Here is a 23,618-nt window from a genome sequence, read left to right as displayed (position 1 = left end):
TCGGCTCTATTTTACCCTCTTTGATCCGCAACAATATGAATATCAATATACTTTGTTTGTCTCATAATTTCATTTACAATAGAGCCTTTTCGTATTTCTTCCCACCTTGTTCTTGCAGATTGTCCAAGTAAAATTTGCGTCACTTGTAATCTTCTTGCGACTTCAATAATAACATCCGCTGGTTTTCTCCCTTTCGCCTCTTCTAATACAAAACTCGCATCAAATTGATTGGTTAACGATTTCCACTCTTCAATCGTCTGCTTTTTTCCAGCTGAAATAGAATCTATATTTTCCCTCTCAACGTTTAATACGTACAATTCAGCATTTAACCGATCAGCCATGCGCCATCCCCGTCTTATTAATTTCTCCGCTGTTGAACTGTATTGTACACAAACGAGAATTTTTTCTTTTACGCCAATTGGTTCTATTACTGTTTGGCTAATTTTCTCGTCCATATCATCAGCAACTTCTCGAAGTGATAATTCCCTAAGTGCTCCTAAATTATTAAGTGTAAAGAAGTTTTGTAAGCTTTGCTGAATTTTTTCTTCTTTATATATCTTTCCGTCTATTAGTCTCTTCCTTAATACCTCAGGCGTTGCATCAACGAGCTGAATTTCATTTGCTTTTTGTAAAATAAAATCTGGAATTCGTTCTCTTACTTTTACATTCGTAATTTGAGCTACAATATCATGAACACTTTCTAAATGTTGAATATTAAAAGTTGATAATACCGATATACCAGCCTCTAACAATTCCTGCACATCCATATAACGTTTCTTATATTTAGAACCAGGAACATTACTATGAGCAAGTTCATCCACTACGACTACTTGCGGCGCGCGTTTTTTTATTCCTTCCACATCAAGCTCATAAAATACCTTTCCTTTATACTGTATTTCTTTTAAAGGAACTTTTTCTAAATCAGCAATTGCTTCTTCCGTCTCTTTTCTTCCATGCGTTTCAATTAAACCAATTACAATATCAATTCCATCTTTTTTCATTTCTCTTGCATCAAAGAGCATTTTATAACTTTTTCCTACGCCTGGAGCTGCTCCGACATATAGCTTTAACTTTCCGCGATTTTGCTGACGAATATATTCTAAATATTCCTCTGGCGTTCGCCTTTGAAACTTCGGTTCATAATCATCTGCATACAAAATAAACACTACCTTTCATTCGAAACAACGCTACCTCAATCCATTAGATTGAGGTAGCACTGTTACTATTTCATTAATTTCTGTAATGCCAAATTTAGCTTTAAGACGTTCACTCGATCTTCTCCAAATAAACCAAGCGCAGCACCTTCTGTTTGATCTTTAATCAATTGATTAAGTTTTTCTTTCGGAATATTCGTTAATTTTGAGATGCGATTCACCTGCACCGAGGCCGCCTTTGGACTAATATCAGGATCAAGCCCTGAACCTGAATTTGTCACTAAATCTATCGGTACTTCTGTAACTGGAACAGCTGGATTTTTTTCCTTCCAGTCCGCAATACTTTTCTCTACTCGCTTTGCTAAATCTGGATTAGATGGTGCATAGTTATTTGAACCAGATGCTTCAGCCTTATATTCAATACTAGAAACACGCCCTTGAAAATAACGTGGATCCGTGAAGTTTTGACCAATTAATTTAGAACCAATCACTTCATTTTTATCATTATATATTAGACTTCCATCCGCATTATCCTTCATCACTGCTTGTGCAATACCAGTAACAATAAGTGGGTATACAAGTCCACACAATACTAGAAATGTAAAAGTAATACGGATAATTGGTGATAGTATACTTTGTTTCTTCTCCATCTTTTTCCCCTCTTCCTTATATAAACAAGCCGACAATCATATCAATTACCTTAATTCCAATGAACGGAACGATAACTCCACCAAGCCCATAAATAAGTAAGTTTCGGCTAAGCAATGCATTAGAACTCATCGGTTTATATGCAATACCTTTCATCGCTAACGGAATGAGTAATGGAATAATAACAGCGTTAAATATTAATGCTGATAAAATCGCTGACAGTGGTGATGTTAATTTCATAATGTTCAATGCTTCCATTTGCGGAATCGCAAGTGTAAACATTGCTGGAATGATTGCAAAATATTTCGCTATATCATTCGCAATACTAAACGTCGTTAAAGCACCTCGCGTCATTAACAATTGCTTACCGATTCCTACAACCTCAATAATTTTCGTTGGATTCGAGTCTAGATCAATCATGTTGGCCGCTTCTTTCGCTGCTGTCGTACCACTGTTCATCGCTAATCCAACGTCCGCCTGTGCCAATGCTGGAGCATCATTTGTACCATCACCTGTCATTGCTACAAGTTTCCCTTTATCTTGCTCTGCTTTAATAACAGCAATTTTATCTTCCGGTTTACACTCGGCAACGAATTCATCTACTCCAGCTTCTTTTGCAATCGTTGCTGCCGTTAACGGATTATCACCTGTACACATAACCGTTTTAATCCCCATTTGGCGTAACTGTTCAAAACGCTCACGCATACCCGGTTTTACTGTATCCTTTAAATAAATTAAACCATAAATACGATTATCTACTGCAACTACAAGTGGTGTTCCACCCTCTTTTGAAATTAAGTCTGCTTTTTGATTTACATCTTTCGGAATTATTCCGCCTTGTAACTCAACCCATTCAATAACGGCACCTACAGCACCTTTTCTCACTTTTGTTCCGTCTTGTAAATCAACACCACTCATTCTCGTTTCTGCTTTAAACGGAACAAACTCACCTTGTTCTGCAAGTTCCCTATTGTATGATATAGATTTTCCCTGCACATACTCGATAACAGATCGACCTTCTGGTGTTTCATCTAAAACAGAACTAATAGCGGCCCACTTTCCAACTTGCTCAATCGTTTCATTTCCTACAGGCAATAATGTATGAGCCATCCGGTTCCCAAAAGTAATTGTACCTGTTTTATCTAAAATAATTGTATTAATATCGCCAGCAGCTTCTACTGCTTTCCCCGACATCGCTAACACGTTAAACTTTGTCACACGGTCCATCCCAGCAATACCAATTGCCGATAATAGCCCACCAATTGTCGTTGGAATTAAACAAACTAATAATGCAACTAGCACAGCAGTATCAATTTGAAACCCTAAATAATTTGTAAAAATCGGCAACGTCACAACAACGATCAAGAAAATAAGAGTTAAGCTCGTTAATACTGTATTTAAAGCAATCTCATTCGGCGTTTTTTGACGAGCAGCTCCTTCTACTAAAGAAATCATTTTGTCGATAAATGATTCACCAGGATTACTCGTAATGACAATTGTAATTTCATCACTTACGACCATCGTTCCACCTGTTACGGAACAAAAATCACCGCCTGCTTCTTTTATAACAGGAGCTGATTCCCCTGTAATTGCAGATTCATCTACAGATGCTAATCCTTTGATTACTTCGCCATCATTCGGAATCATTTCTCCTTGTTTTACGATAACAACGTCACCTTTTCTAAGATCAGTTGCTGAAACTTGGACAATGTCTCCATTTTCTTTTACTACATTTGCAAACACATCTTTCTTCGACTGCTTTAAAGAATCGGCTTGCGCTTTACCACGACCTTCTGCTAATGCTTCTGCAAAATTCGCAAATAAAACTGTAAATAATAGAATGAGAGAAACTGTTATATTAAACCAATCTGGTATACTACTAGAACTACTTGGAAGAAAAGATAAAATGAACGTAATGATAAATCCAATCTCCACAACGAACATAATCGGATTCTTTATCATGACTTTCGGATTCAATTTCGCAACGGATTGCTTCATCGCATGTGTTACGATATCACGATCCATCGTTTTCGCTTGTCTAACTTCATCTTCTACAGCATGTATTTGTGACTCATTTAATTGTTTTTCTTTTACTACTACCGGTCTCATCATTTACCCTCCATTACTTCAATGTAAGAAATTCTGCAATTGGACCGAGTACTAACATCGGGAAGAATGTTAATGCACCGACAATTACAATTGTTCCGATGAAGATGCCACCAAATAAACTATTATCTGTACGGAACGTTCCAACTGTTTCTGGCACTACCGTTTTTTCTTTCAGCGAAGCTGCCACAGCTAACATCGTAATTAAACTGAAGTAGCGTCCTAAAAACATAACTAAACCAGTCGTAATATTCCAAAACGGTGTATTATCTCCTAATCCTTCAAATCCAGATCCGTTATTTGCAGCTGACGATGTATATTCATATACAACTTGCGTTAAACCGTGGAAACCAGAATGAGAAATAGCATCCGTCCCTAAATTTGTTGAAAGAGCTAATGCCGAAAAGCCTAAAATGAGCAATGGATGAAATAAAATCGTGACCGCAATTAATTTCATTTCCTTACCTTCAATCTTTTTACCTAAAAACTCTGGTGTCCGTCCAACCATTAACCCAGATATAAACACTGCAATAATTGCATACATAATAATGTTTACAAAGCCTGCTCCAACGCCGCCATACACTGTATTTAACATCATATTTACAAGTGGAACTAGACCGCCAATTGGTGTTAACGTATCATGCATCGTATTAACAGCCCCAGTTTCAGCAGCTGTCGTTACCGTTGCGTATAGTGAAGAAAATACTGTTCCAAATCGTACTTCTTTCCCTTCTGTACTTCCTTGTACATGTTCGATACCCATTCCATTTAATGCCGGGTTCCCGTTTAGTTCAGATGTCGTAATCGTTATAAACCCTAGTAAAAATACCATAAATAGTGACACGAAAAGGATGCGACCTTGTTTTTTATTTCCTACCATTCGTCCGTACGTAAATGGAAGTGCTGTTGGTAATAACATCATAAGCATCATTTGCAAAATATTACTCATTTGTCCTGGATTTTCAAAAGGATGCGTAGAGTTTGCTCCGAAAAATCCACCGCCGTTATTTCCAAGTTCCTTAATAGAAACGAATGATGCAACAGGGCCACGTAATATACTTTGCTTTGCCCCATCAATCGTTTGTGCTGTAACCGCCCCATCTAACGTTTGCGGTACGCCAAGTGCAACAAAAACTAGTGCCGCAATAAATGCGATAGGAAGAAACACTCTCGTTAACGCTCTTGTAAAATCAACGAAAAAGTTACCAAGTTCTTTTCCAGCAAGTCCTCTTATAAAAGCCATAACGAGCGCCAATGTCGTTGCTGGTGCCGCAAACATTAAAAATGTAATCCCGATTAATTGTGATAAATAGGATAAACCATTTTCACCGCTATAATGCTGTAAGTTTGTATCAGCCATAAAACTAATCGCTGTATTAAAAGCGAGCGTAGGCTCCATCCCTTCAATATGCGCTGGATTTAGCGGCAACACACCTTGTAATCTGAAAATGAAATATACAATAACAATCATAAATCCGTTGAGTAAAACTAATGATAATGCGTACTGTTTCCACGTTTGATTGTATTCTTTTACACCCATAATTTTAAAAATAAGTTTTTCAAAAGGCCCGAATACTTTATCTAGCATTTTGCTACCTTGAAAAGCTTTTTCTAAATAAATCCCCATTGGCTTTGCTACTAAAATAAACAAGAGCATTGTAATAATGACTGCAACCCAAATCATAATGAATGATTCCCCCTAATTAAAACTTCTCTGGATTTAATAATGCATACACTAAATACACTGTAATTGCTGCGACAATAACCGATAAGACAATCATCATGATTGCTTTCCTTCTTTCACAACTTTATCTGACCAACTTGCAAGACTTGCCATTGATGCAACTAATAAAATAAAAATCCCGACCATTACAACATCTAACATAGCTATCCCTCGCTTTGTTTTTGTTAAAATTTACCATTTAATTATTAAAAAAGAACACTGAGCTCTACTCAGTGTTCAAAAAATGAACAACAAAAAGTAAACCTCCTCTCTAAACGCTTACGAGGTTAGCTGTCGGATTCGGGCCTAAAGAGTAGCCCTACTTTCAAAACTGAAAGATTCACCCCAAGTGACGATGCACAAAATTGGTTCCCCCGCTCCATTTCTGGAACTCAGCGATTTTAGGTTTTTTTGGAAATTTTATGAATGATTTATGAGAGTAAATATACTCCTCTATATTTCACTTGTAAAGGGTTAAATTACTGAAAATAATAATATTTATATTCATTTAAACGCTTACATTGAAGATTATTACTATTATTTCATCTATTTTCTTTATTTCTCTTCTCTTTTCTTAAAAATGACCTTTTAAATATGAAATAAAAAGAGCGAATGAGATGAAGTGCATAGCTTGTTGCACTCAGCATTCGCTCTTTTTTATTCAACCTTTATTCTCCTCGTAAAAATGCACGTAAATTTCTCCCGCGAATATAAACTTGTGTCAATTCTGCATGTAGCTGCTCATACTCGGTAATATCCACCTCTAAATACAAAGCATCTTTTGATGGTAATATAATATACGGCCCTGGAAAAAGGGGATCGATCTGAACCAATTCTTGAACTCGCTCTACCGATACTGCCCAACGATTTGCTATATCTCCAAGTAATAATACCTTCATCATTTCTTCCCCCGCCCTATTCAAAAAATAAAAAAGAAATATTATCACAATTTGTAAACACGACAAACTTAGCTCCAATTGTTTCATAGAGCCTCGCTGGATATCGTTTATTCCTTGTAACAACAGTAATAGGTGCTTGAAAAGAAAAGCGAATGTGTTCTGTGAAAAAACTAACGATTGGAAGCTCATCCCCTAGTAAAATCACCTTCTTAATACACTCACAAATACTAGTAAAGTCCTGCTCCTTACTGCAGCTATAAGTCCAATCAAACCCACAATTCCTAACTTCAGCCGCTATCTCTTCATTTGCTGTAAAAATAATTAACTTATGTTGAAATGGTACTAGATCTCTTAAACTATCTACCTTACTTTCTTCTCCAACACAAATAAGTGTTAGTTCCATGTACCTCATCCTCCTTAGTATAAAAGAAATCAAACATAGATTGATATTCCCCTATACTAATCAGATCGATGAAGTGATGTATCCATCATGGCACCGTCCTCTCTCAAGACGCTTACGAAGTTAGCTGTCGGATTCGGACTTTGAGAGTAGCCCTACTTTCAAACTTGAAAGATTCACCCCTAGTGCCTACGCACAAATTGGTTCCTCCGCTCCATATAATTGGACTCAGCGTTTACAAAAAAATGTATTCTGGCTGATATATTACTCCTGTATTTTGAAAAAGTAAACAGAAAAAAAGCCAGTTATAAAACTGGCTTTTCACTTACCTATGCACGCGTTCTATTCACTTTATATGCAAAATGATTCGTCGGTCCATGACCACTACCAATATTCAATGGCTCTTCAATTGCTATACTAATAAATCGTTTTGCTTCTTGAACAGCATCTTCAATTGAGTATCCTTTCGCAAGTCCTGCTGTAACCGCTGAAGCAAATGTACACCCACTTCCATGCGTTTGCTTTGAAGGAATTCGCTCGCTTCTAAACTCAATAAATTTTTCTCCATCAAAGAGGAAATCAATTACTTCATTCCCTTGATATTCTGCATGTCCGCCCTTCATAAGCACATATTTAGCACCTAATTCATGCAATACTTTTGCAGCTTCCTTACTATCTTCAACATTATGAATCTCCATCCCAGTTAACACTTCTGCTTCTGGGACATTCGGTGTTATAACAGTTGCTACTGGTAATAAATATTCTTTTAATGCTTGAACTGCTTCTTGCTGTAATAATGATGCACCGCCTTTTGCAATCATAACGGGATCTAGCACAATATTATTCCAGCCAAACTTTTTAATTTGTTCTGCAACAATTTGAATTATTTCACTACTAAATAACATTCCTAGTTTCACTGCGTCTGGTGTTAAATCCGTACCAATTGAATTCAGCTGTTCTGTAATACCTTCTAACGGAACAGGATATACCCCTTGAACGCCAAGCGTGTTTTGAGCAGTAATTGCCGTAATAGCCGTCATTCCGTATACACCAAGCTCTTGGAATGTTTTTAAATCTGCCTGAATTCCAGCACCGCCGCCGCTATCAGACCCTGCAATTGTTAAAGCTTTATTCACTTTCATCCCACTCATCCTTTTCTATCCAAAATAGCGATGATAAATCGTTTTTGCTTCGCTTATATCTTTCGTTCCATGTACGAGCACACGGCCATCTTTAAAGGCTACTAACCTCTTGTCTTCAACAGAAAATGATAATAAATATAGATTTATATTTAAATCATTCACGCGACCTTCCAGCAACTCTTTATATTGTTCAAAATTCATTTCATCTTTATAAGGTGGTCTAATTTGAACTGTATTTCGCCCGCATAAAACTGCTGTTTTTGATGTGTTCTCTTTATTTAAATACGGATATAATGCATTCTCTCCGCATGAAGGACAATTATGCTGGCGAAGTTTTTGCACATTCATACATGAATACTCATTCTTCCACATATCAAACGATACAAGCCCATCTCGAAGTGATTCGTAATCTTCTACTAACAGTTTAAGAGCTTCTGTTACTTGATGAGAAACGACAAGAGATACAGCAGGTGATATAATACCCGCTGTATCACATGTTGCCCCGCCAAGCGGAATCGACTGTAATAAACATGATAAACATGGTGTTTTACTAGGAAGGATTGTGTAAGAAAGACCGTAACTACCTACACATGCACCGTAAATCCATGGAATAGAATATTTTTGTGCTATATCATTCACAATAAAGCGTGTTTCAAAATTATCAGTCGCATCAATAATTACATCAACATTTGTAACAAGTTCTTCTAGCTCTTCAGCTGTTACATCTTGAACGAGAGCTTCTATTGTTACATCACTATTAATCTCTTCTAAACGTTTTTTAGCCGCTATAGCTTTTGGAAGATTATTCTTTACGTCGCTCTCTGCATACAATTGTTGTCTTTGTAAATTACTCCAATCTACATAATCACGGTCAACAATTGTTATCTTGCCAACACCTGCTCTTACAAACATCTCTGCATTTGCACTACCTAATGCACCTGCACCGATAATAAGCACATGCTTTTCTCTTATCTTTTGCTGTCCTTCTTCTCCAATTGGAGAAAATAGTTCTTGGCGAGAATATCGATTATTCAACTACGCTCATTCCTTCTAAAGGACTACTTGCAGTTGCACAACGCTTACGTGCAATACGACCTGCTTCAAATCCTAAACGGCCTGCTTCAATACTTAATTTCATTGCTTTTGCCATTTTAATAGGATCTTTTGCTCCTGATACAGCTGTATTTAATAACACGCCATCTGCTCCTAATTCCATTGCAAATGCCGCATCAGCTGGGCTACCAATACCGGCATCAACGATAACTGGTACTGTCGCTTGTTCAATAATGAAGCCCAAATTTAATGGATTTACAATACCAAGTCCTGATCCGATTGGAGATGCTCCTGGCATAATCGCATGCACGCCAAGCTCTTGTAATTTACGTGCTAATACAACATCATCAGATGTATACGGAAGTACGATAAATCCTTCTTCCAGTAACATTTCAGATGCCTTTAACGTTTCTACCGGATCAGGTAATAACGTTCTATCATCACCAATAACTTCTACCTTTATCATGTCACAAAGCCCAGAAGCTTTTGCTAATTTTGCAATACGAACAGCCTCTTCAGCATTTTTTGCTCCTGCTGTATTTGGTAATAACGTATATTTTTTCACATCAAGTTTCTCTAATAAATTAGGTTGCTTTGCATCAAAGATATCCATACGACGTACTGCAAACGTTAAAATTTCAGCTTCAGAAACGTCAATTGCCTTTTGCTGTACGTCAAAATCAGGGAATTTACCTGTTCCTAATAAAAGTCTAGAATGAAATGAAAATGGTCCAATGTTTAACATAATCAACCGCCTCCTACGAAAGTTACAATCTCAATTTGGTCTCCATCAAAAACAGATGTATCTGTATGATCATCTTTTTGTAAAATATCTTTATTACGCTCTACTACAACAATTCTGTTATCTAACTCTAAATGTGTAAGTAGCTCAGCTACTGTTTTTACACTCGCTGGCACTTCAATTTGGTTACCATTAATTTTTAAATTCAAACTTCCATCCCCTTTCTAAACTCTTCTAGAAAGCAATGAATCTAGCAAATGATTCTCTTGCTTTCCTTCTATTAAATCAGCCATATATTGGCCAGAAATAGGACTTAATAAAATACCGTTTCGATAATGGCCCGTGCAAGCATATAAACCTTTTATTTCTTCATGCTCTCCCATATAAGGAGCTTCATGATTCGATTGTGGTCGTAATCCTGCCCACGTGCTTTCCCATTCTGCTTCTTTTAAAGCTGGCAATATTGTATAAGCACGCTCTAATATAGAAGTTATACTTTCTGGCTGCACAGTTTTATTGAACGTATGTGGCTTCATTGTTGCCCCAATTACGTAACGTCCACCGCGCTTTGGAGTAATGTAAAATCTTTCTTGAAAAATAGGTGCTTTTAAAAGTTGTTTTCTACTTCTTACCGCAACCACTTCTCCTTTAACTGGATATGTACCCCAATCACGGTGAAAATAACTGAGTAACTTCGTGCTCCATGAACCTCCTGCAATAACGACTTTCTCACATGTGACAATACCTTCACTTGTAATAACTCCAGTCACTTTATTATTTTCAATACGGATATCAAATACTTCTGCCTGTTCATATATATCAGCACCGGAAATTGCCGCAGAATGTGCGAATGCTTTCGTAAGCTCTGGTGCAATAACATGACCGTCTTTCGGATAATATACTGCTCCTATAATAGATTCGGATAGATATGGCTCTTTTTCCCGCACATGGTCTCCCGTTAGAAAATAAGAATCTTCACCTGTTTTCTGCTGCCAATCCATAATGTGAAGAATTCTTTCCTTCTCATCTTCATTTTGAGCAATACGATAAATTCCTTTTTCTTCATATCCAATATCAATACCCGTCTTTTCACGTAAAACTGCTGCAAGTTGTGGAAATATAGCTCGGCTTTCTCTAGCAAGTTCAAATAGCGGATCATACACATCCCATTCTGCCTGAACACCAAGTAAACCAGCAGCTGCTTTGGAAGCTTCCGATGCAATACTTTGCTTCTCCACAATCGCTACTTTATGTCCTCTTTCTGCTAGAAAATGTGCAACTGAACTGCCAATTACACCACCACCAATAATCGCTACATCATACTTCTCACACATGTTTTTCCGCCCACTTTCTTATTGATTCCTTATAAGATTTCGCTTTGCTATACGGGTTACTACTACTTACAATTCCAGACATAACTGCTATACCACTTACACCGTTAGTAAGAACATCCACTGTGTTTTCTGGGGTAATTCCTCCAATTGCTGTAATCGGTATAGATAAACACCTTGCAATGTCTGAAATTTCTTCAAGCCCTCTCGCTGGCACACCTTTTTTACAATCTGTCGGAAATACATGGCCATAGACAAGTGAATCCGCCCCATTCTTAAATGCATCGATCGCCTCTTCTAAAGAATGCACAGAATAACCGACATGCAAATAAGAAAACTTTTCTTTCACTGACCTTACATCTGCGCTTCGATATCCTAGCTGCACGCGCGGAATGTTTAATAAAATAGCAATATCAATTCGGTCATTTATCACTATTTTCGATGCTGGAAAGCCTTTCCTCAAAAGACTTTCCACACCTTCATACAATTCCTTTGTACTCTTCTCACGCTCACGAATATGCAAATAATCAATCTCACTCTCAATTTGCATCGCTACATTCACTAACTCTTCGAATGGCATATGGCCATTTGAGATTACGTGGAGCTCATTTTTCATATTCATTCGCCTACTTTAAAATATTTTCGAATAGTTCATCGGCTGGGACGGTTTCTTTCGTCATTCCTTTGTCCTTCAGCCACTTATTTTGTTTCTCCCAAGATTCTTTTGAATCTGATAAAAATGGCTCATCTTTCGTTTCCATCTTCTCTAATAAAATTTTCATACTTTCCTTTTCAACTTCTGGCACAAGTGGGAAGTTTTCTTTTTCTTGATGATTTAATAAAATATTCAATGCTTCATCTGGGTTTTTCTTCATGAAATCATAGCCTTTTTTCGTACCACGTAAGAAAGCTTGCAACGCTTCTTTATCTTTTTTCAACGTTTTATCACCTGTTACAAACACAAGCTCATGGTAGTTTGGTACTCCGTAATCAGCTGGATTAAAGTACGCTGGTTCATGGCCTTCATGACGCATAACAGGTACTTCATGGTTAATATATGCCCCTGTCACCGCATCTACTTTCTTCGTAATTAATGCTGGTACTAAATCAAAGCCAACATCAACTACTTTCACTGTATCAGGATTACCACCAGCTTCTTTTACCATCGTTTTTAAATACATCTCACTTAAAGGTGTTCCAGAGTATCCTACTGTTTTTCCTTCTAAATCTTTCGGTGATTGAATGCCCGCTGATTTCAGTGATACAACATGATTTAATGGTGAACGTACGACAGCTCCAATTGATTTCACTGGAATTTGCTCATTCGCTCTCGCCATAACAACATCTGGCTGATAATACAAGCCAACTGTCACCTTCCCTGCTGCTGCCAGCGTTAATGGATCAGTCGGATTAGAAGGGAATTTAATATTTACCTTTACACCTTCTTCTTTAAAGTATCCTTTTTCAATTGCTGCATAGATAAAGCTATGTACCGCATTTGGATACCAATCTAACATGACTGTTATTTCTTTCTCTTTTTTACTTTTGTCTGATGCTGAATTACTCGAACATCCTGCAATTATTGCAATTAATAATGTAAACACAAAGATGCGCTTTAAAAATTTCATGAATACTTCCTCCAACTAATGAATTTCTTTTCTAATATGGAAATAATTACGACGAAGAAAATAGCTAATAATGATAACAATACAATAGGTGCAAATACGCCAGCTCCATCTAACTGCGTCATCATTCTCTTACTGAAATATCCAAGCCCAGCTTGTGCACCGAGCCATTCTCCAATTGCTGCTCCGATAACACTAAGCGGAACTGCAATTTTTAAAGCTGAGAAAAAATAAGGAAGAGCAGACGGCAACTTTAATTTAAGAAAAATATCTCTTTTTGTTGCTCCATATGTAACTAAGAGCTCCTCCCATTCTTTTTTCGTACTACGCAGTCCATCATACGTATTGACCGCAATTGGGAAAAACGTAATTAAAACTGTGACAACAACCTTACTCCAAATTGTGTATCCAAACCATAAAACAAATAGCGGAGCAAGCGCAGTAATCGGAATCGTTTGTGAAGCAACTAATAATGGATAAAATGCTCTCTCCATCCATGTACTCGCATTCATTAACATCGCTAGCCCTACACCTAATACGATAGAGATAACAACACCTATTAAAACGACGTATAACGTTGCAGGTAAATGAACTGTAAATAATATGTCTTTTAGTTTCCATATCTTCATTACAATCGCAGAAGGTGACGGTAAAATGTACATCTCATCTACAATTCTTGCTCCTATTTCCCACACAGCTAGTAAAATACTAGAAAGTGTAATAGCAGGAACTAATTCTTTCAATCGGTTCATCACACAAGTACCTGCCTTTGTAACATACTAAGAAGCTCATCTTTCAGCGCTAATACTTCCGGTTTATATAAATCTTTTCGTGTTCTGTTATGATCAAGCGGTACAGTCCGCTCAGTCAAAGTCGTTATCGGCTGCTGTTCCACTACTAAAACTCGGTTTGAAAGAAATAACGCTTCTTCAACATCATGAGTAATGAATAAAATTGTTTTTTCCCACTCTTGCCATTGTTCAAACAACCATTCTTGCAAAGAGGTCTTCGTTAAAGCATCCAACGCACTAAATGGTTCATCTAACAGCAATATTTCCCCGCCTGTTAATAAAGTTCGAATAAAAGATACACGTTGTCTCATACCACCAGATAAATCTTTCGGATATTTTTTCTCATACCCTTGCAAACCAAATTTATGTAACAGTTCCTTTGCCTTTACTTGTGCTTCTTTCTTCTGTACACCTTGGCACTCTAGCGGCAGGGCAGCATTCTCAATAATTGTTCTCCACGGCAAAAGCATATCTTTTTGCGGCATATATCCTACAGGATGGTGCTTTGTTTCTGTCAGTTCTATCTGTCCAGTACTTACCTTTTCTAGACCTGTAATAAGGCGAAATAAAGTACTTTTCCCACATCCACTCGGTCCGATAATACTGACAAACTCTTTCTCATGTATAGAAGCATTTAATTCATGGATGATTGGTTTCTCATCGTAATGAAAAGAAACATTATGAAACTGTAGTATGTTCTTGCTCCTCAAATCCCCACATCTCCTTACGATAGGACATATCCCAGAATAAATATTCAAATCGACTGGAATATAAGAAAATCTCCTCTAATCTTTCTAGTTCTGTCTCAGACTTTCCAACTGCCATTTTATTTAATAAATCTATTAACCAAATACAAAGATTACCGTATTCTTCCGAACTATATCCTTGAATCCACTCACCAAAAAACTCATGATCTCTTGCTCCAGGAATATCATTTAAACGCTTTCCAATTTCCCAATAGCTCCACATACATGGAAGAAGCGCTGCTATTAATTCCGCAAGTGTGCCATTTTGAGATACAGACATCATGTAATTTGTATAAGCTAAATTTTTAGCAGATGGTTTCGCAGACTCTATCTCCTCTATAGAAATTCCAAGTCTTTTTGCATATTGTTTATGGATTGTCATTTCGCCATTTAATATTCCATCAATTTGTTCAGCGAACTTTCCCATTACTTGTGGATTCGTTGCTTTTACAACACCAATCGCATATAACTTTGCATAATCTAGCAGATATAAATAATCTTGAATAATATAATACTGGAATTTATCTTTTTCTAACGTGCCATCTCCCATACCCACTACAAACGGATGATTATGACTCATCTCCCAAACCGGTTGCACAGTTTCTAATAATCTATCGCAAAATTTCATTTCTCTATCCCCTTTCAATATATGTATCTAAATAAAAAACCACTTCTATATATAAGAAGTGGTTACAGCAAATAAAGTTATACATTTATTCGATGTTCCACTTCCCTTCGCTAGTATTACCTAGATCAGGTGTTGTAAGGGTTAAGGATTATTCCTCTCTCAGCAAATCAAGCACCCCTAGTGGTTTCAATATGAAATTTTCAAATAAAAAAGCCCCGTTTCTATACGCAAAGAAACGGGGACTCATTGTTAGTGTCCGAATTGCTTCCCTACGCTAGCATAATCTAGATCAGGTAATAAAAAGGATCAAAGGCTTACGGCCTACTCTCAGCTGGCAACACCAGCTCTCCTAGCAAACTATAAAATTATCACTGTCAGTATAACACCCTAATAAGACATCATCAACTTTTTTAATTTTCTTAATTATTAACAAAATATCAAAGTTATACAATACATACATTCTATTTTAGAAAATAAAACCCCAATTAATTGTATAAAAAGGAATCATTATCCTCAAAAAATTTATTTTTATATTGATTTCATATTACATTTATGTGAATACACCCACTATATTATATCTTTATACTATAATAAAATTACAACTATACAACTAGAGGAGGTCTCTATTCCATGAATATGAAAGCTGCTGCTTTAACAGCAACTACTGTAGCGATTGCTTCTTTACTTCCTTCTATGGGTGAAACAAATGTACAAAAAGCAAACGCTGAACAATTATCTAATATTAAAACTGGGTATGTCAAAGTCGATCAAGTAGCATTACATACAGAAGATAACGTAAAAAGCACATCAATTGATACAATTCGCTTTAATACAAAAGTGAACATCCTTGAAACAACTAATGAGTGGTATAAAGTATCTGTTCATAATAAAGTAGGTTATGTACAAAAAGATGCTATTTTACTAAAAAACAAACTTCATTCTAATGATCAATACATCGTTAATGCTAATGCATTAAACGTTCGCTCTGAACCTAATTTAGAATCTTCCATTTTAGATGTATTACCAAATGGCAAGTTTATTACCGTTCAAGAAGATCAAGGCGAATGGTATAAAATATCGCATAATGGCCAAACAGGTTACGTACAAAAAGCATTCATCTCTAATGGTTCACAACCCTTAGTAAAAGGAATCACCGTTCAAAATAATACAAAATATACTGTTGCAACACCTAATCTAAATGTACGTAGCAACGCTAGTACAAGTAGCGCTCTACTCGGTTCATTACAAAACGGTACACAAGTACAAGTAGTAGAAACTGTAGGAACTTGGTATAAAATTCGTTTTGGCACAGGATACGGATATGTAGCAAAACACTATGTAGTACAAAATCAACCACAAGCTAAAACAGATCAACCTTCATCAATTCCAGCTGCTTTCAAATTCCCTGCTCAAGGAAGAATTAGCTCAACCTTTGATATACGCTGGGAACAAATGCATTATGGTATAGATATTGCCGCTCCAGGAAACGTCTCTATCCATGCTGCTGCTGCAGGTAAAGTTGTGAAATCTTATTATTCAGCTAGCTATGGCAATGTTGTTTTCATTGCGCATCAAATCAATGGGAAATTATATACAACTGTTTATGCTCATATGAAGGATCGCACTGTACAAGCTGGTGATCAAGTACAAACTGGACAATTAATAGGTCATATGGGAAACACAGGTCATTCATACGGGCAACATCTTCATTTTGAATTACATAATGGAGAATGGAATTTTGAAAAAACAAATGCAGTAAATCCACTGCCATATTTAGTTAGGTAAATTGTATGCCACGCAATATACCTCTTATAATTGAATACGTAGCCTTTTTAGGTTTAATCTGCTGTTTAATCATTTACAATACAAACATTGTATTTTTATCTATTATTATTGCTTTTGTTGCATTAGAAATTATGATGGAATCATTTCAAGTGCAACTAAAACAAAAAATTGCCCATATTTATAATGCTATTTTTCTTTTGAGTGCTCTCATAACAAATATAATTAGTAATGGCTTTTATTTATCTACTGTATTTCCAGTATTCTTTATGGCTGTTTTATTATTTGTAGCTAGATATATTAATGTCCCTTATAAACAAAAACAAGAACAAGAAGCTTAGAAAGAGGAGACACTGTGTACCAATCTTTCAAAGATACTCCAATAAAATACATATTGAATTTGTATAAGAAAGCCAATACTTTTTTTGGTATACAAGGAAGTTATACTGAACAACTTCTCCTATATGGAATGTTGTTTCTTGTCTTAATCACTTTCTCCTTGTTTTACTAACAAAAAAGGATCTCACATAAACTGGAGATCCTTTTTAATTTATATTAATTTTTCATATCGGAAATATTGTTTATCCACAAGCATATTTTTCATAAATAAAGCTCAGATTATATTTTTTCTCTAAGCTCATTCTTTGTTCGTCATCGCACCAATAGAAAAGAATATCATGAATCGTTGCGTAACGCTTATTTTTAAGAAATAGCCTAAAGAATGATGGTAAACAATCATGTAATTGTATAAATATATAATTGCGTAGTATTTCTTCTTTATATTCAATGCCCTTACAAATATACAGTAATTCTTCACAATAATATGCATGCTGTGGAACTTGTATCATTTCGAAAAATGGCACATAAGATAGTAGCTTTCCAATAAAATGACCGTATCGATCCATTACTCCTATCGTCATATGCTCCATCATTTCTTTCATCACATATAAATAATCATCTACATGCGTTGTCTTTAATGGGTCTAAGCGATCGGAAATTTGAGATAATACAGCTCTTTGACATGCTAAAACTGCCTGACTAGGTCCATAATATGATAGGAAATCTGTACACTTACGATATTTCCGTAATAAATCATGTGTATACAAATCATATACAAAAGTATTACAATACATTGCTAAACTCATCATATCACTATTTAATTGCTCTTTTGATAATGATTTCGCTCTCTTGCACATATAAAAGAATGTAAATTCCAATACTTCTTTATGAGATAATAAATGTTTACAATCGGTTATACACTTCTCATTAAATTTAACTCTATCCCAAATTTCAATATCCCTATCTGTCAATTCACCTATACGATATTTAATAATTAAATAATTTAAAGCAACTGATTGTGTCAAAAGATCCCATGTTTCATATTCCAATGAAGTATGAACAAACTCAGCTAATCCTTGCGCTATCATAAAATCATTTGCCTCTTCATACCAACCAATCTCTTGGCATAAGCGAAGAATACGCACTAAAGTTGGAATTTCATCTTTATGAAACTGCGGTAATTTCTTTGCTTTATTCATGCCATATACGATAAATGCCGCTAAATTTTCTTCTTTATAAAATTCTTTTTCTTTCCATACTAATATAGTTCGTTCTTTTCCCTCACCTTTTGGGTGACAAGGTACAAGCAAAGAAAATAATTCAGCGAAATTATTTGGTTCTATATATGTATCTGTAACCAAATTCCAATTTGGATCGCCCTGTACAGCCTTCATATAATTCCCCTTCCCTTTTCATCTATGTAGGAAATATTAATTTATTATCGCACCACTAAAAATTAATATTGTTATATTCAAAATCTCTCATAATACTTATATCTATCAGTATATCATCTTTTCTCTTATTAAAAATGAAGAATAAGAAATTAAAAAAAACTGTCGAAATTATTAACCGTATCCTTATTATATAATGTCTCAGATACATCACGCTAACATATTAGTTTAATCCATATATGCTAGAATAATGTATCTGAACTTTATATATAATTTAGCTCTTTATGAGTGACCATTAGACTCTCGGTTAATTAAAGTTTCAATTTACTCTGTATGCTCTGAGATTTCGCTCAAGGCAAATCCAGCTTGATCATCTGCTGATTCCCTTATAGCTAAATCTCCTAGTGCTAACATGCCAATAAGTTGACCACTATCAACTACTGGTAATCGTCTAATTTGATGCTGTGCCATTAGCTCTGTAGCTTTTTCAATAGAATCATTTGGAGAAACTGAGATAATATTTGTTGTCATTACATTTGTAATTTTATTAGATCCAGGATGTTTTTCAGCAATCCCTCGAACGACTAAATCACGATCAGTAACAAGCCCAACAACTTGCTCATTTTCAACAACAGGAATTAATCCAACTGATTCTTCCTTCATTTTAACAGCTGCCTCATATACATTGTCTAGCGGTGTACAATGTACAATATGGGTACTCATTAAGTCTCTAACTCGTGTCATTATGATTTCCTCCTTTTTATACATACCATAGCTTTTCCAAAATTCCTTTATTTATTTCTGGAAAGTAACGTAATAAAAAGGATTAACAAAATAAAAAAGAGTCAGCATAATGCTGACTCTTTTTTGTATGACCCGTACGGGATTCGAACCCGTGTTACCGCCGTGAAAGGGCGGTGTCTTAACCACTTGACCAACGGGCCATGGCTCCGCAGGTAGGACTCGAACCTACGACCGATCGGTTAACAGCCGATAGCTCTACCACTGAGCTACTGCGGAATAATATATGGTGGGCCTAAATGGACTCGAACCATCGACCTCACGCTTATCAGGCGTGCGCTCTAACCAGCTGAGCTATAGGCCCATATACTTTACAGGGGCAGTAGGAATCGAACCCACACTGGAGGTTTTGGAGACCTCAGTTCTACCTTTAAACTATGCCCCTAAATGATGCCGGCTAGAGGACTTGAACCCCCAACCTACTGATTACAAGTCAGTTGCTCTACCAATTGAGCTAAGCCGGCATAAAAAAATGGTGGCTCGGGACGGAATCGAACCGCCGACACGAGGATTTTCAGTCCTCTGCTCTACCGACTGAGCTACCGAGCCAACATAAATGGCGGTCCCGACCGGGGTCGAACCGGCGATCTCCTGCGTGACAGGCAGGCATGTTAACCACTACACCACGGGACCATTTGGTTGCGGGGACAGGATTTGAACCTGCGACCTTCGGGTTATGAGCCCGACGAGCTACCGTGCTGCTCCACCCCGCGACAATATAAATTTTTAAAAAATGGAGGAGGTAGAGGGATTCGAACCCCCGCGCGACTCTCGCCGCCTGTCGGTTTTCAAGACCGATCCCTTCAGCCGAACTTGGGTATACCTCCATGAAGGAAAAAATAAATATTTTATTATTATATGTCTAAACCATTAAAGAAAAAATGGAGGAGGTAGAGGGATTCGAACCCCCGCGCGATTCTCACCGCCTGTCGGTTTTCAAGACCGATCCCTTCAGCCGAACTTGGGTATACCTCCGAGACATATATTAAATAAAGTGGAGCCTAGCGGGATCGAACCGCTGACCTCCTGCGTGCAAGGCAGGCGCTCTCCCAGCTGAGCTAAGGCCCCATGTTTTTTGGGAATATCGGGAAGACAGGATTTGAACCTGCGACCCCCTGGTCCCAAACCAGGTGCTCTACCAAGCTGAGCCACTTCCCGTTAATAAAAGCGCGCCCGAGAGGAGTCGAACCCCTAACCTCTTGATCCGTAGTCAAACGCTCTATCCAATTGAGCTACGGGCGCATATGGTGCCGAGGGCGGGGGTCGAACCCGCACGGTGGTCACCCACCGCAGGATTTTAAGTCCTGTGCGTCTGCCTGTTCCGCCACCCCGGCATGTCATATTGAAAATTGGAGCGGAAGACGGGATTCGAACCCGCGACCCCAACCTTGGCAAGGTTGTATTCTACCACTGAACTACTTCCGCAAGACATGTATGAGTTATTTTATTAAAAGTGCGGGTGAAGGGAGTCGAACCCCCACGCCAAAGGCGCTAGATCCTAAGTCTAGTGCGTCTGCCAATTCCGCCACACCCGCATATTTCATTAAAATGGTGAGCCATGAAGGACTCGAACCTTCGACCCTCTGATTAAAAGTCAGATGCTCTACCAACTGAGCTAATGGCTCTTAATGGCTGGGCTAGCTGGATTCGAACCAGCGCATGACGGAGTCAAAGTCCGTTGCCTTACCGCTTGGCTATAGCCCATTAATTAAGAATGGTGGAGGGGGGCAGATTCGAACTGCCGAACCCGAAGGAGCGGATTTACAGTCCGCCGCGTTTAGCCACTTCGCTACCCCTCCGACATATATGGTGGAGGATGACGGGATCGAACCGCCGACCCCCTGCTTGTAAGGCAGGTGCTCTCCCAGCTGAGCTAATCCTCCATTTTGCCTGGCAACGTCCTACTCTCACAGGGACAAGGTCCCAACTACCATCGGCGCTAGAGAGCTTAACTTCCGTGTTCGGTATGGGAACGGGTGTGACCTCTCTGCCATCATTACCAGACTGTATTCATTTAAGACAAGAATCATTTTAACTTATTTAACTTTTAAAGTCAACAAGTTTTTTATATTCTTTCAAAACTAGATAACATTGCTTCATATTATATGGTTAAGTCCTCGATCTATTAGTATTCGTCAGCTCCACATGTCACCATGCTTCCACCTCGAACCTATCAACCTGATCATCTTTCAGGGATCTTACTAGCTTACGCTATGGGAAATCTCATCTTGAGGGGGGCTTCATGCTTAGATGCTTTCAGCACTTATCCCTTCCGCACATAGCTACCCAGCTATGCCCTTGGCAGAACAACTGGTACACCAGCGGTGCGTCCATCCCGGTCCTCTCGTACTAAGGACAGCTCCTCTCAAATTTCCTACGCCCACGACGGATAGGGACCGAACTGTCTCACGACGTTCTGAACCCAGCTCGCGTACCGCTTTAATGGGCGAACAGCCCAACCCTTGGGACCGACTACAGCCCCAGGATGCGATGAGCCGACATCGAGGTGCCAAACCTCCCCGTCGATGTGGACTCTTGGGGGAGATAAGCCTGTTATCCCCGGGGTAGCTTTTATCCGTTGAGCGATGGCCCTTCCATGCGGAACCACCGGATCACTAAGCCCGACTTTCGTCCCTGCTCGACTTGTAGGTCTCGCAGTCAAGCTCCCTTATGCCTTTGCACTCTACGAATGATTTCCAACCATTCTGAGGGAACCTTTGGGCGCCTCCGTTACACTTTAGGAGGCGACCGCCCCAGTCAAACTGCCCACCTGACACTGTCTCCCGGGTCGATAAGACCCGTAGGTTAGAATTTCAATACAGTCAGGGCGGTATCCCACCAGCGCCTCCACCGAAGCTAGCGCTCCGGTTTCAATGGCTCCCGCCTATCCTGTACAAACTGTACCAAAATTCAATATCAGGCTACAGTAAAGCTCCACGGGGTCTTTCCGTCCTGTCGCGGGTAACCTGCATCTTCACAGGTACTATAATTTCACCGAGTCTCTGGTTGAGACAGTGCCCAAATCGTTACACCTTTCGTGCGGGTCGGAACTTACCCGACAAGGAATTTCGCTACCTTAGGACCGTTATAGTTACGGCCGCCGTTTACTGGGGCTTCAGTTCAGAGCTTCGCTTACGCTAACCCCTCTCCTTAACCTTCCAGCACCGGGCAGGTGTCACCCCCTATACTTCGCCTTACGGCTTCGCAGAGAGCTGTGTTTTTGCTAAACAGTCGCTTGGGCCTATTCACTGCGGCTTTCCGTTAAGAAAGCACCCCTTCTCCCGAAGTTACGGGGTCATTTTGCCGAGTTCCTTAACCAGAGTTCTCTCGCACACCTTAGGATTCTCTCCTCGCCTACCTGTGTCGGTTTGCGGTACAGGCACCTTTTATCTCGCTAGAAGCTTTTCTTGGCAGCGGGGAATCAAAGACTTCGCTCCATAAGGAGCTTCCCCATCACAGCTCAGCCTTCACGATAAGCGGATTTGCCTACTTATCAGCCTAACTGCTTGGACGTGCACAACCAATCGCACGCTTCTTCTATCCTTCTGCGTCCCTCCATTGCTCAAACGATAAAGAGGTGGTACAGGAATATCAACCTGTTGTCCATCGCCTACGCCTGTCGGCCTCGGCTTAGGTCCTGACTAACCCTGAGCGGACGAGCCTTCCTCAGGAAACCTTAGGCATTCGGTGGACGGGATTCTCACCCGTCTTTCGCTACTCATACCGGCATTCTCACTTCTAAGCACTCCACCAGTCCTTACGGTCTGACTTCACTGTCCTTAGAACGCTCCCCTACCACTGATACCATTCGGTATCAATCCGCAGCTTCGGTGGTGTATTTAGCCCCGGTACATTTTCGGCGCAGAGTCACTCGACTAGTGAGCTATTACGCACTCTTTAAATGGTGGCTGCTTCTAAGCCAACATCCTAGTTGTCTAAGCAACTCCACATCCTTTTCCACTTAATACACACTTTGGGACCTTAGCTGGCGGTCTGGGCTGTTTCCCTTTTGACTACGGATCTTATCACTCGCAGTCTGACTCCTAAGGATAAGTCATTGGCATTCGGAGTTTGACTGAATTCGGTAATCCGATGAGGACCCCTAGTCCAATCAGTGCTCTACCTCCAAGACTCTTACACTTAAGGCTAGCCCTAAAGCTATTTCGGGGAGAACCAGCTATCTCCAGGTTCGATTGGAATTTCTCCGCTACCCACACCTCATCCCCGCACTTTTCAACGTGCGTGGGTTCGGGCCTCCATTCAGTGTTACCTGAACTTCACCCTGGACATGGGTAGATCACCTGGTTTCGGGTCTAC

The 23,618-nt window shown here is 38.7% G+C and carries 23 protein-coding genes, 20 tRNA genes, 2 rRNA genes and 4 riboswitches (1 of these 49 running past the window's edge); of the genes, 2 read left to right on the top strand and 43 right to left on the bottom strand.

Annotation, left to right across the window (positions count from 1 at the left end; translation table 11 throughout):
- Positions 1-11 precede the first annotated feature (11 nt).
- From kdpDN to tenA, 19 genes are all read right to left on the bottom strand, one after another.
- Complete coding sequence (gene kdpDN, locus MKY21_RS03845; RefSeq protein WP_341075458.1) at positions 12-1,166, bottom strand: KdpD-like non-kinase potassium sensor; 1,155 nt, start codon at positions 1,164-1,166, stop codon at positions 12-14.
- Positions 1,167-1,222: 56 nt separating this feature from the next.
- The gene (gene kdpC / locus MKY21_RS03840; protein ID WP_016117185.1) at positions 1,223-1,804 is read right to left on the bottom strand and encodes a K(+)-transporting ATPase subunit C; all 582 of its coding nucleotides are present in this window, start codon (positions 1,802-1,804) and stop codon (positions 1,223-1,225) included.
- 16 nt (positions 1,805-1,820) lie between these two features.
- Positions 1,821-3,911 (bottom strand): potassium-transporting ATPase subunit KdpB, encoded by a 2,091-nt coding sequence (kdpB, locus tag MKY21_RS03835; protein WP_341075456.1) that lies wholly within the window; start codon positions 3,909-3,911, stop codon positions 1,821-1,823.
- A gap of 13 nt (positions 3,912-3,924) precedes the next feature.
- Positions 3,925-5,592, bottom strand: a complete 1,668-nt coding sequence (gene kdpA / locus MKY21_RS03830) for a potassium-transporting ATPase subunit KdpA (protein WP_000638317.1) — start codon at positions 5,590-5,592, stop codon at positions 3,925-3,927.
- 19 nt (positions 5,593-5,611) lie between these two features.
- Positions 5,612-5,689: a K(+)-transporting ATPase subunit F gene (kdpF, locus tag MKY21_RS03825; RefSeq protein WP_223153441.1), complete on the bottom strand. Its 78-nt coding sequence runs from the start codon at positions 5,687-5,689 to the stop codon at positions 5,612-5,614.
- Positions 5,689-5,793 carry a SipW-dependent-type signal peptide-containing protein gene (locus MKY21_RS03820; protein WP_000887894.1) on the bottom strand — a complete coding sequence of 35 codons (105 nt, stop codon included), beginning with the start codon at positions 5,791-5,793 and terminating at the stop codon, positions 5,689-5,691. Before MKY21_RS03820 ends, kdpF begins: the two co-directional genes overlap by 1 nt.
- Positions 5,794-5,893: 100 nt before the next feature.
- Positions 5,894-6,039, bottom strand: a riboswitch (cyclic di-AMP (ydaO/yuaA leader).
- A 134-nt stretch (positions 6,040-6,173) separates the two neighbouring features.
- Positions 6,174-6,296, bottom strand: coding sequence for a hypothetical protein (locus MKY21_RS03815; RefSeq protein ID WP_001999105.1), 123 nt, complete (start codon positions 6,294-6,296; stop codon positions 6,174-6,176).
- A gap of 3 nt (positions 6,297-6,299) precedes the next feature.
- Positions 6,300-6,533, bottom strand: coding sequence for a hypothetical protein (locus tag MKY21_RS03810; RefSeq protein WP_001985933.1), 234 nt, complete (start codon positions 6,531-6,533; stop codon positions 6,300-6,302).
- Between the two features lie 13 nt (positions 6,534-6,546).
- Positions 6,547-6,933 (bottom strand): hypothetical protein, encoded by a 387-nt coding sequence (locus MKY21_RS03805; protein ID WP_000424066.1) that lies wholly within the window; start codon positions 6,931-6,933, stop codon positions 6,547-6,549.
- Between the two features lie 93 nt (positions 6,934-7,026).
- Positions 7,027-7,174: riboswitch (cyclic di-AMP (ydaO/yuaA leader) on the bottom strand.
- An 85-nt stretch (positions 7,175-7,259) separates the two neighbouring features.
- Positions 7,260-8,072 carry a bifunctional hydroxymethylpyrimidine kinase/phosphomethylpyrimidine kinase gene (gene thiD, locus MKY21_RS03800; RefSeq protein ID WP_000867379.1) on the bottom strand — a complete coding sequence of 271 codons (813 nt, stop codon included), beginning with the start codon at positions 8,070-8,072 and terminating at the stop codon, positions 7,260-7,262.
- A gap of 15 nt (positions 8,073-8,087) precedes the next feature.
- Complete coding sequence (gene thiF / locus MKY21_RS03795) at positions 8,088-9,107, bottom strand: thiazole biosynthesis adenylyltransferase ThiF (protein ID WP_001065423.1); 1,020 nt, start codon at positions 9,105-9,107, stop codon at positions 8,088-8,090.
- Positions 9,100-9,870: a thiazole synthase gene (gene thiG / locus MKY21_RS03790; RefSeq protein WP_061664463.1), complete on the bottom strand. Its 771-nt coding sequence runs from the start codon at positions 9,868-9,870 to the stop codon at positions 9,100-9,102. Before thiG ends, thiF begins: the two co-directional genes overlap by 8 nt.
- Positions 9,871-9,872: 2 nt before the next feature.
- Positions 9,873-10,076 (bottom strand): sulfur carrier protein ThiS, encoded by a 204-nt coding sequence (thiS, locus tag MKY21_RS03785; protein ID WP_001049502.1) that lies wholly within the window; start codon positions 10,074-10,076, stop codon positions 9,873-9,875.
- 15 nt (positions 10,077-10,091) lie between these two features.
- Positions 10,092-11,201, bottom strand: a complete 1,110-nt coding sequence (gene thiO / locus MKY21_RS03780) for a glycine oxidase ThiO (RefSeq protein ID WP_000333315.1) — start codon at positions 11,199-11,201, stop codon at positions 10,092-10,094.
- Complete coding sequence (gene tenI, locus MKY21_RS03775; RefSeq protein ID WP_016117180.1) at positions 11,194-11,814, bottom strand: thiazole tautomerase TenI; 621 nt, start codon at positions 11,812-11,814, stop codon at positions 11,194-11,196. The genes thiO and tenI overlap by 8 nt, the downstream gene beginning before the upstream one ends.
- 10 nt (positions 11,815-11,824) lie before the next feature.
- Positions 11,825-12,826, bottom strand: coding sequence for an ABC transporter substrate-binding protein (locus tag MKY21_RS03770; RefSeq protein ID WP_000670416.1), 1,002 nt, complete (start codon positions 12,824-12,826; stop codon positions 11,825-11,827).
- A complete protein-coding gene (locus MKY21_RS03765) occupies positions 12,823-13,575 on the bottom strand; it encodes an ABC transporter permease (protein WP_001080856.1) in 753 nt (250 codons plus the stop codon). The genes MKY21_RS03770 and MKY21_RS03765 overlap by 4 nt, the downstream gene beginning before the upstream one ends.
- Positions 13,575-14,324, bottom strand: a complete 750-nt coding sequence (locus tag MKY21_RS03760) for an ABC transporter ATP-binding protein (RefSeq protein ID WP_001256793.1) — start codon at positions 14,322-14,324, stop codon at positions 13,575-13,577. The genes MKY21_RS03765 and MKY21_RS03760 overlap by 1 nt, the downstream gene beginning before the upstream one ends.
- Positions 14,293-14,988: a thiaminase II gene (gene tenA, locus MKY21_RS03755; protein ID WP_000666830.1), complete on the bottom strand. Its 696-nt coding sequence runs from the start codon at positions 14,986-14,988 to the stop codon at positions 14,293-14,295. The genes MKY21_RS03760 and tenA overlap by 32 nt, the downstream gene beginning before the upstream one ends.
- Before the next feature lie 85 nt (positions 14,989-15,073).
- Positions 15,074-15,177: riboswitch (TPP riboswitch) on the bottom strand.
- A 60-nt stretch (positions 15,178-15,237) separates the two neighbouring features.
- Positions 15,238-15,349: riboswitch (TPP riboswitch) on the bottom strand.
- 269 nt (positions 15,350-15,618) lie between these two features.
- Here tenA and MKY21_RS03750 point away from each other — a divergent pair.
- Positions 15,619-16,773, top strand: a complete 1,155-nt coding sequence (locus MKY21_RS03750; RefSeq protein ID WP_086423989.1) for an SH3 domain-containing protein — start codon at positions 15,619-15,621, stop codon at positions 16,771-16,773.
- A gap of 5 nt (positions 16,774-16,778) precedes the next feature.
- The gene (locus MKY21_RS03745; RefSeq protein WP_001137821.1) at positions 16,779-17,111 is read left to right on the top strand and encodes a hypothetical protein; all 333 of its coding nucleotides are present in this window, start codon (positions 16,779-16,781) and stop codon (positions 17,109-17,111) included.
- Between the two features lie 240 nt (positions 17,112-17,351).
- Here MKY21_RS03745 and MKY21_RS03740 read toward each other — a convergent pair whose 3' ends face one another.
- The 24 genes from MKY21_RS03740 to MKY21_RS03625 all read right to left on the bottom strand — a co-directional run.
- Positions 17,352-18,503 (bottom strand): DUF3965 domain-containing protein, encoded by a 1,152-nt coding sequence (locus tag MKY21_RS03740; protein WP_000648911.1) that lies wholly within the window; start codon positions 18,501-18,503, stop codon positions 17,352-17,354.
- Between the two features lie 321 nt (positions 18,504-18,824).
- Positions 18,825-19,244, bottom strand: coding sequence for a CBS domain-containing protein (locus tag MKY21_RS03735; RefSeq protein ID WP_000199010.1), 420 nt, complete (start codon positions 19,242-19,244; stop codon positions 18,825-18,827).
- A gap of 128 nt (positions 19,245-19,372) precedes the next feature.
- Positions 19,373-19,444 (bottom strand) — tRNA-Glu (locus MKY21_RS03730).
- A 1-nt stretch (position 19,445) separates the two neighbouring features.
- A tRNA-Asn gene (locus MKY21_RS03725) sits at positions 19,446-19,520 on the bottom strand.
- An 8-nt stretch (positions 19,521-19,528) separates the two neighbouring features.
- A tRNA-Ile gene (locus MKY21_RS03720) sits at positions 19,529-19,605 on the bottom strand.
- Positions 19,606-19,615: 10 nt separating this feature from the next.
- A tRNA-Trp gene (locus tag MKY21_RS03715) sits at positions 19,616-19,686 on the bottom strand.
- Positions 19,687-19,692: 6 nt separating this feature from the next.
- Positions 19,693-19,765: transfer RNA gene (locus MKY21_RS03710), tRNA-Thr, on the bottom strand.
- A gap of 9 nt (positions 19,766-19,774) precedes the next feature.
- Positions 19,775-19,850 (bottom strand) — tRNA-Phe (locus MKY21_RS03705).
- A gap of 8 nt (positions 19,851-19,858) precedes the next feature.
- Positions 19,859-19,934: transfer RNA gene (locus MKY21_RS03700), tRNA-Asp, on the bottom strand.
- A gap of 3 nt (positions 19,935-19,937) precedes the next feature.
- A tRNA-Met gene (locus tag MKY21_RS03695) sits at positions 19,938-20,014 on the bottom strand.
- Positions 20,015-20,035: 21 nt separating this feature from the next.
- Positions 20,036-20,128: transfer RNA gene (locus tag MKY21_RS03690), tRNA-Ser, on the bottom strand.
- A 55-nt stretch (positions 20,129-20,183) separates the two neighbouring features.
- Positions 20,184-20,276, bottom strand: a tRNA-Ser gene (locus tag MKY21_RS03685).
- Positions 20,277-20,296: 20 nt separating this feature from the next.
- A tRNA-Ala gene (locus MKY21_RS03680) sits at positions 20,297-20,369 on the bottom strand.
- Between the two features lie 16 nt (positions 20,370-20,385).
- Positions 20,386-20,459 (bottom strand) — tRNA-Pro (locus tag MKY21_RS03675).
- A gap of 10 nt (positions 20,460-20,469) precedes the next feature.
- A tRNA-Arg gene (locus tag MKY21_RS03670) sits at positions 20,470-20,543 on the bottom strand.
- A 3-nt stretch (positions 20,544-20,546) separates the two neighbouring features.
- Positions 20,547-20,635: transfer RNA gene (locus tag MKY21_RS03665), tRNA-Leu, on the bottom strand.
- 16 nt (positions 20,636-20,651) lie between these two features.
- A tRNA-Gly gene (locus tag MKY21_RS03660) sits at positions 20,652-20,726 on the bottom strand.
- Positions 20,727-20,755: 29 nt separating this feature from the next.
- Positions 20,756-20,836 (bottom strand) — tRNA-Leu (locus MKY21_RS03655).
- 14 nt (positions 20,837-20,850) lie between these two features.
- Positions 20,851-20,926, bottom strand: a tRNA-Lys gene (locus MKY21_RS03650).
- Positions 20,927-20,930: 4 nt separating this feature from the next.
- Positions 20,931-21,005 (bottom strand) — tRNA-Gln (locus MKY21_RS03645).
- An 11-nt stretch (positions 21,006-21,016) separates the two neighbouring features.
- Positions 21,017-21,100 (bottom strand) — tRNA-Tyr (locus tag MKY21_RS03640).
- An 8-nt stretch (positions 21,101-21,108) separates the two neighbouring features.
- Positions 21,109-21,184: transfer RNA gene (locus tag MKY21_RS03635), tRNA-Val, on the bottom strand.
- A gap of 5 nt (positions 21,185-21,189) precedes the next feature.
- Positions 21,190-21,305, bottom strand: a 5S ribosomal RNA gene (rrf, locus tag MKY21_RS03630).
- Positions 21,306-21,406: 101 nt separating this feature from the next.
- A 23S ribosomal RNA gene (locus tag MKY21_RS03625) occupies positions 21,407-23,618 on the bottom strand (it continues 711 nt past the right edge of the window).

Source organism: Bacillus sp. FSL R9-9497 (assembly GCF_038005805.1).
Lineage (GTDB): Bacteria > Bacillota > Bacilli > Bacillales > Bacillaceae_G > Bacillus_A > Bacillus_A cereus.
The sequence above is the reverse complement of the archived record's forward strand: the minus strand, read 5'-3'. Positions and strand labels throughout refer to the sequence as shown.

Excerpts from the sequence above, each read along its gene's own strand:
- MKY21_RS03740 (WP_000648911.1), bottom strand. The coding sequence starts at position 18,503 with ATGAAGGCTGTACAGGGCGATCCAAATTGGAATTTGGTTACAGATACA.
- tenI (WP_016117180.1), bottom strand. The coding sequence starts at position 11,814 with ATGAAAAATGAGCTCCACGTAATCTCAAATGGCCATATGCCATTCGAA.
- kdpA (WP_000638317.1), bottom strand. The coding sequence starts at position 5,592 with ATGATTTGGGTTGCAGTCATTATTACAATGCTCTTGTTTATTTTAGTA.
- MKY21_RS03810 (WP_001985933.1), bottom strand. The coding sequence starts at position 6,533 with ATGATGAAGGTATTATTACTTGGAGATATAGCAAATCGTTGGGCAGTA.
- thiD (WP_000867379.1), bottom strand. The coding sequence starts at position 8,072 with ATGAAAGTGAATAAAGCTTTAACAATTGCAGGGTCTGATAGCGGCGGC.
- kdpC (WP_016117185.1), bottom strand. The coding sequence starts at position 1,804 with ATGGAGAAGAAACAAAGTATACTATCACCAATTATCCGTATTACTTTT.
- MKY21_RS03765 (WP_001080856.1), bottom strand. The coding sequence starts at position 13,575 with ATGAACCGATTGAAAGAATTAGTTCCTGCTATTACACTTTCTAGTATT.
- MKY21_RS03745 (WP_001137821.1), top strand. The coding sequence starts at position 16,779 with ATGCCACGCAATATACCTCTTATAATTGAATACGTAGCCTTTTTAGGT.
- MKY21_RS03770 (WP_000670416.1), bottom strand. The coding sequence starts at position 12,826 with ATGAAATTTTTAAAGCGCATCTTTGTGTTTACATTATTAATTGCAATA.
- MKY21_RS03735 (WP_000199010.1), bottom strand. The coding sequence starts at position 19,244 with ATGACACGAGTTAGAGACTTAATGAGTACCCATATTGTACATTGTACA.
- MKY21_RS03805 (WP_000424066.1), bottom strand. The coding sequence starts at position 6,933 with ATGGAACTAACACTTATTTGTGTTGGAGAAGAAAGTAAGGTAGATAGT.
- kdpB (WP_341075456.1), bottom strand. The coding sequence starts at position 3,911 with ATGAGACCGGTAGTAGTAAAAGAAAAACAATTAAATGAGTCACAAATA.
- MKY21_RS03820 (WP_000887894.1), bottom strand. The coding sequence starts at position 5,793 with ATGTTAGATGTTGTAATGGTCGGGATTTTTATTTTATTAGTTGCATCA.
- tenA (WP_000666830.1), bottom strand. The coding sequence starts at position 14,988 with ATGAAATTTTGCGATAGATTATTAGAAACTGTGCAACCGGTTTGGGAG.
- thiO (WP_000333315.1), bottom strand. The coding sequence starts at position 11,201 with ATGTGTGAGAAGTATGATGTAGCGATTATTGGTGGTGGTGTAATTGGC.
- MKY21_RS03750 (WP_086423989.1), top strand. The coding sequence starts at position 15,619 with ATGAATATGAAAGCTGCTGCTTTAACAGCAACTACTGTAGCGATTGCT.
- kdpF (WP_223153441.1), bottom strand. The coding sequence starts at position 5,689 with ATGATTGTCTTATCGGTTATTGTCGCAGCAATTACAGTGTATTTAGTG.
- thiG (WP_061664463.1), bottom strand. The coding sequence starts at position 9,870 with ATGTTAAACATTGGACCATTTTCATTTCATTCTAGACTTTTATTAGGA.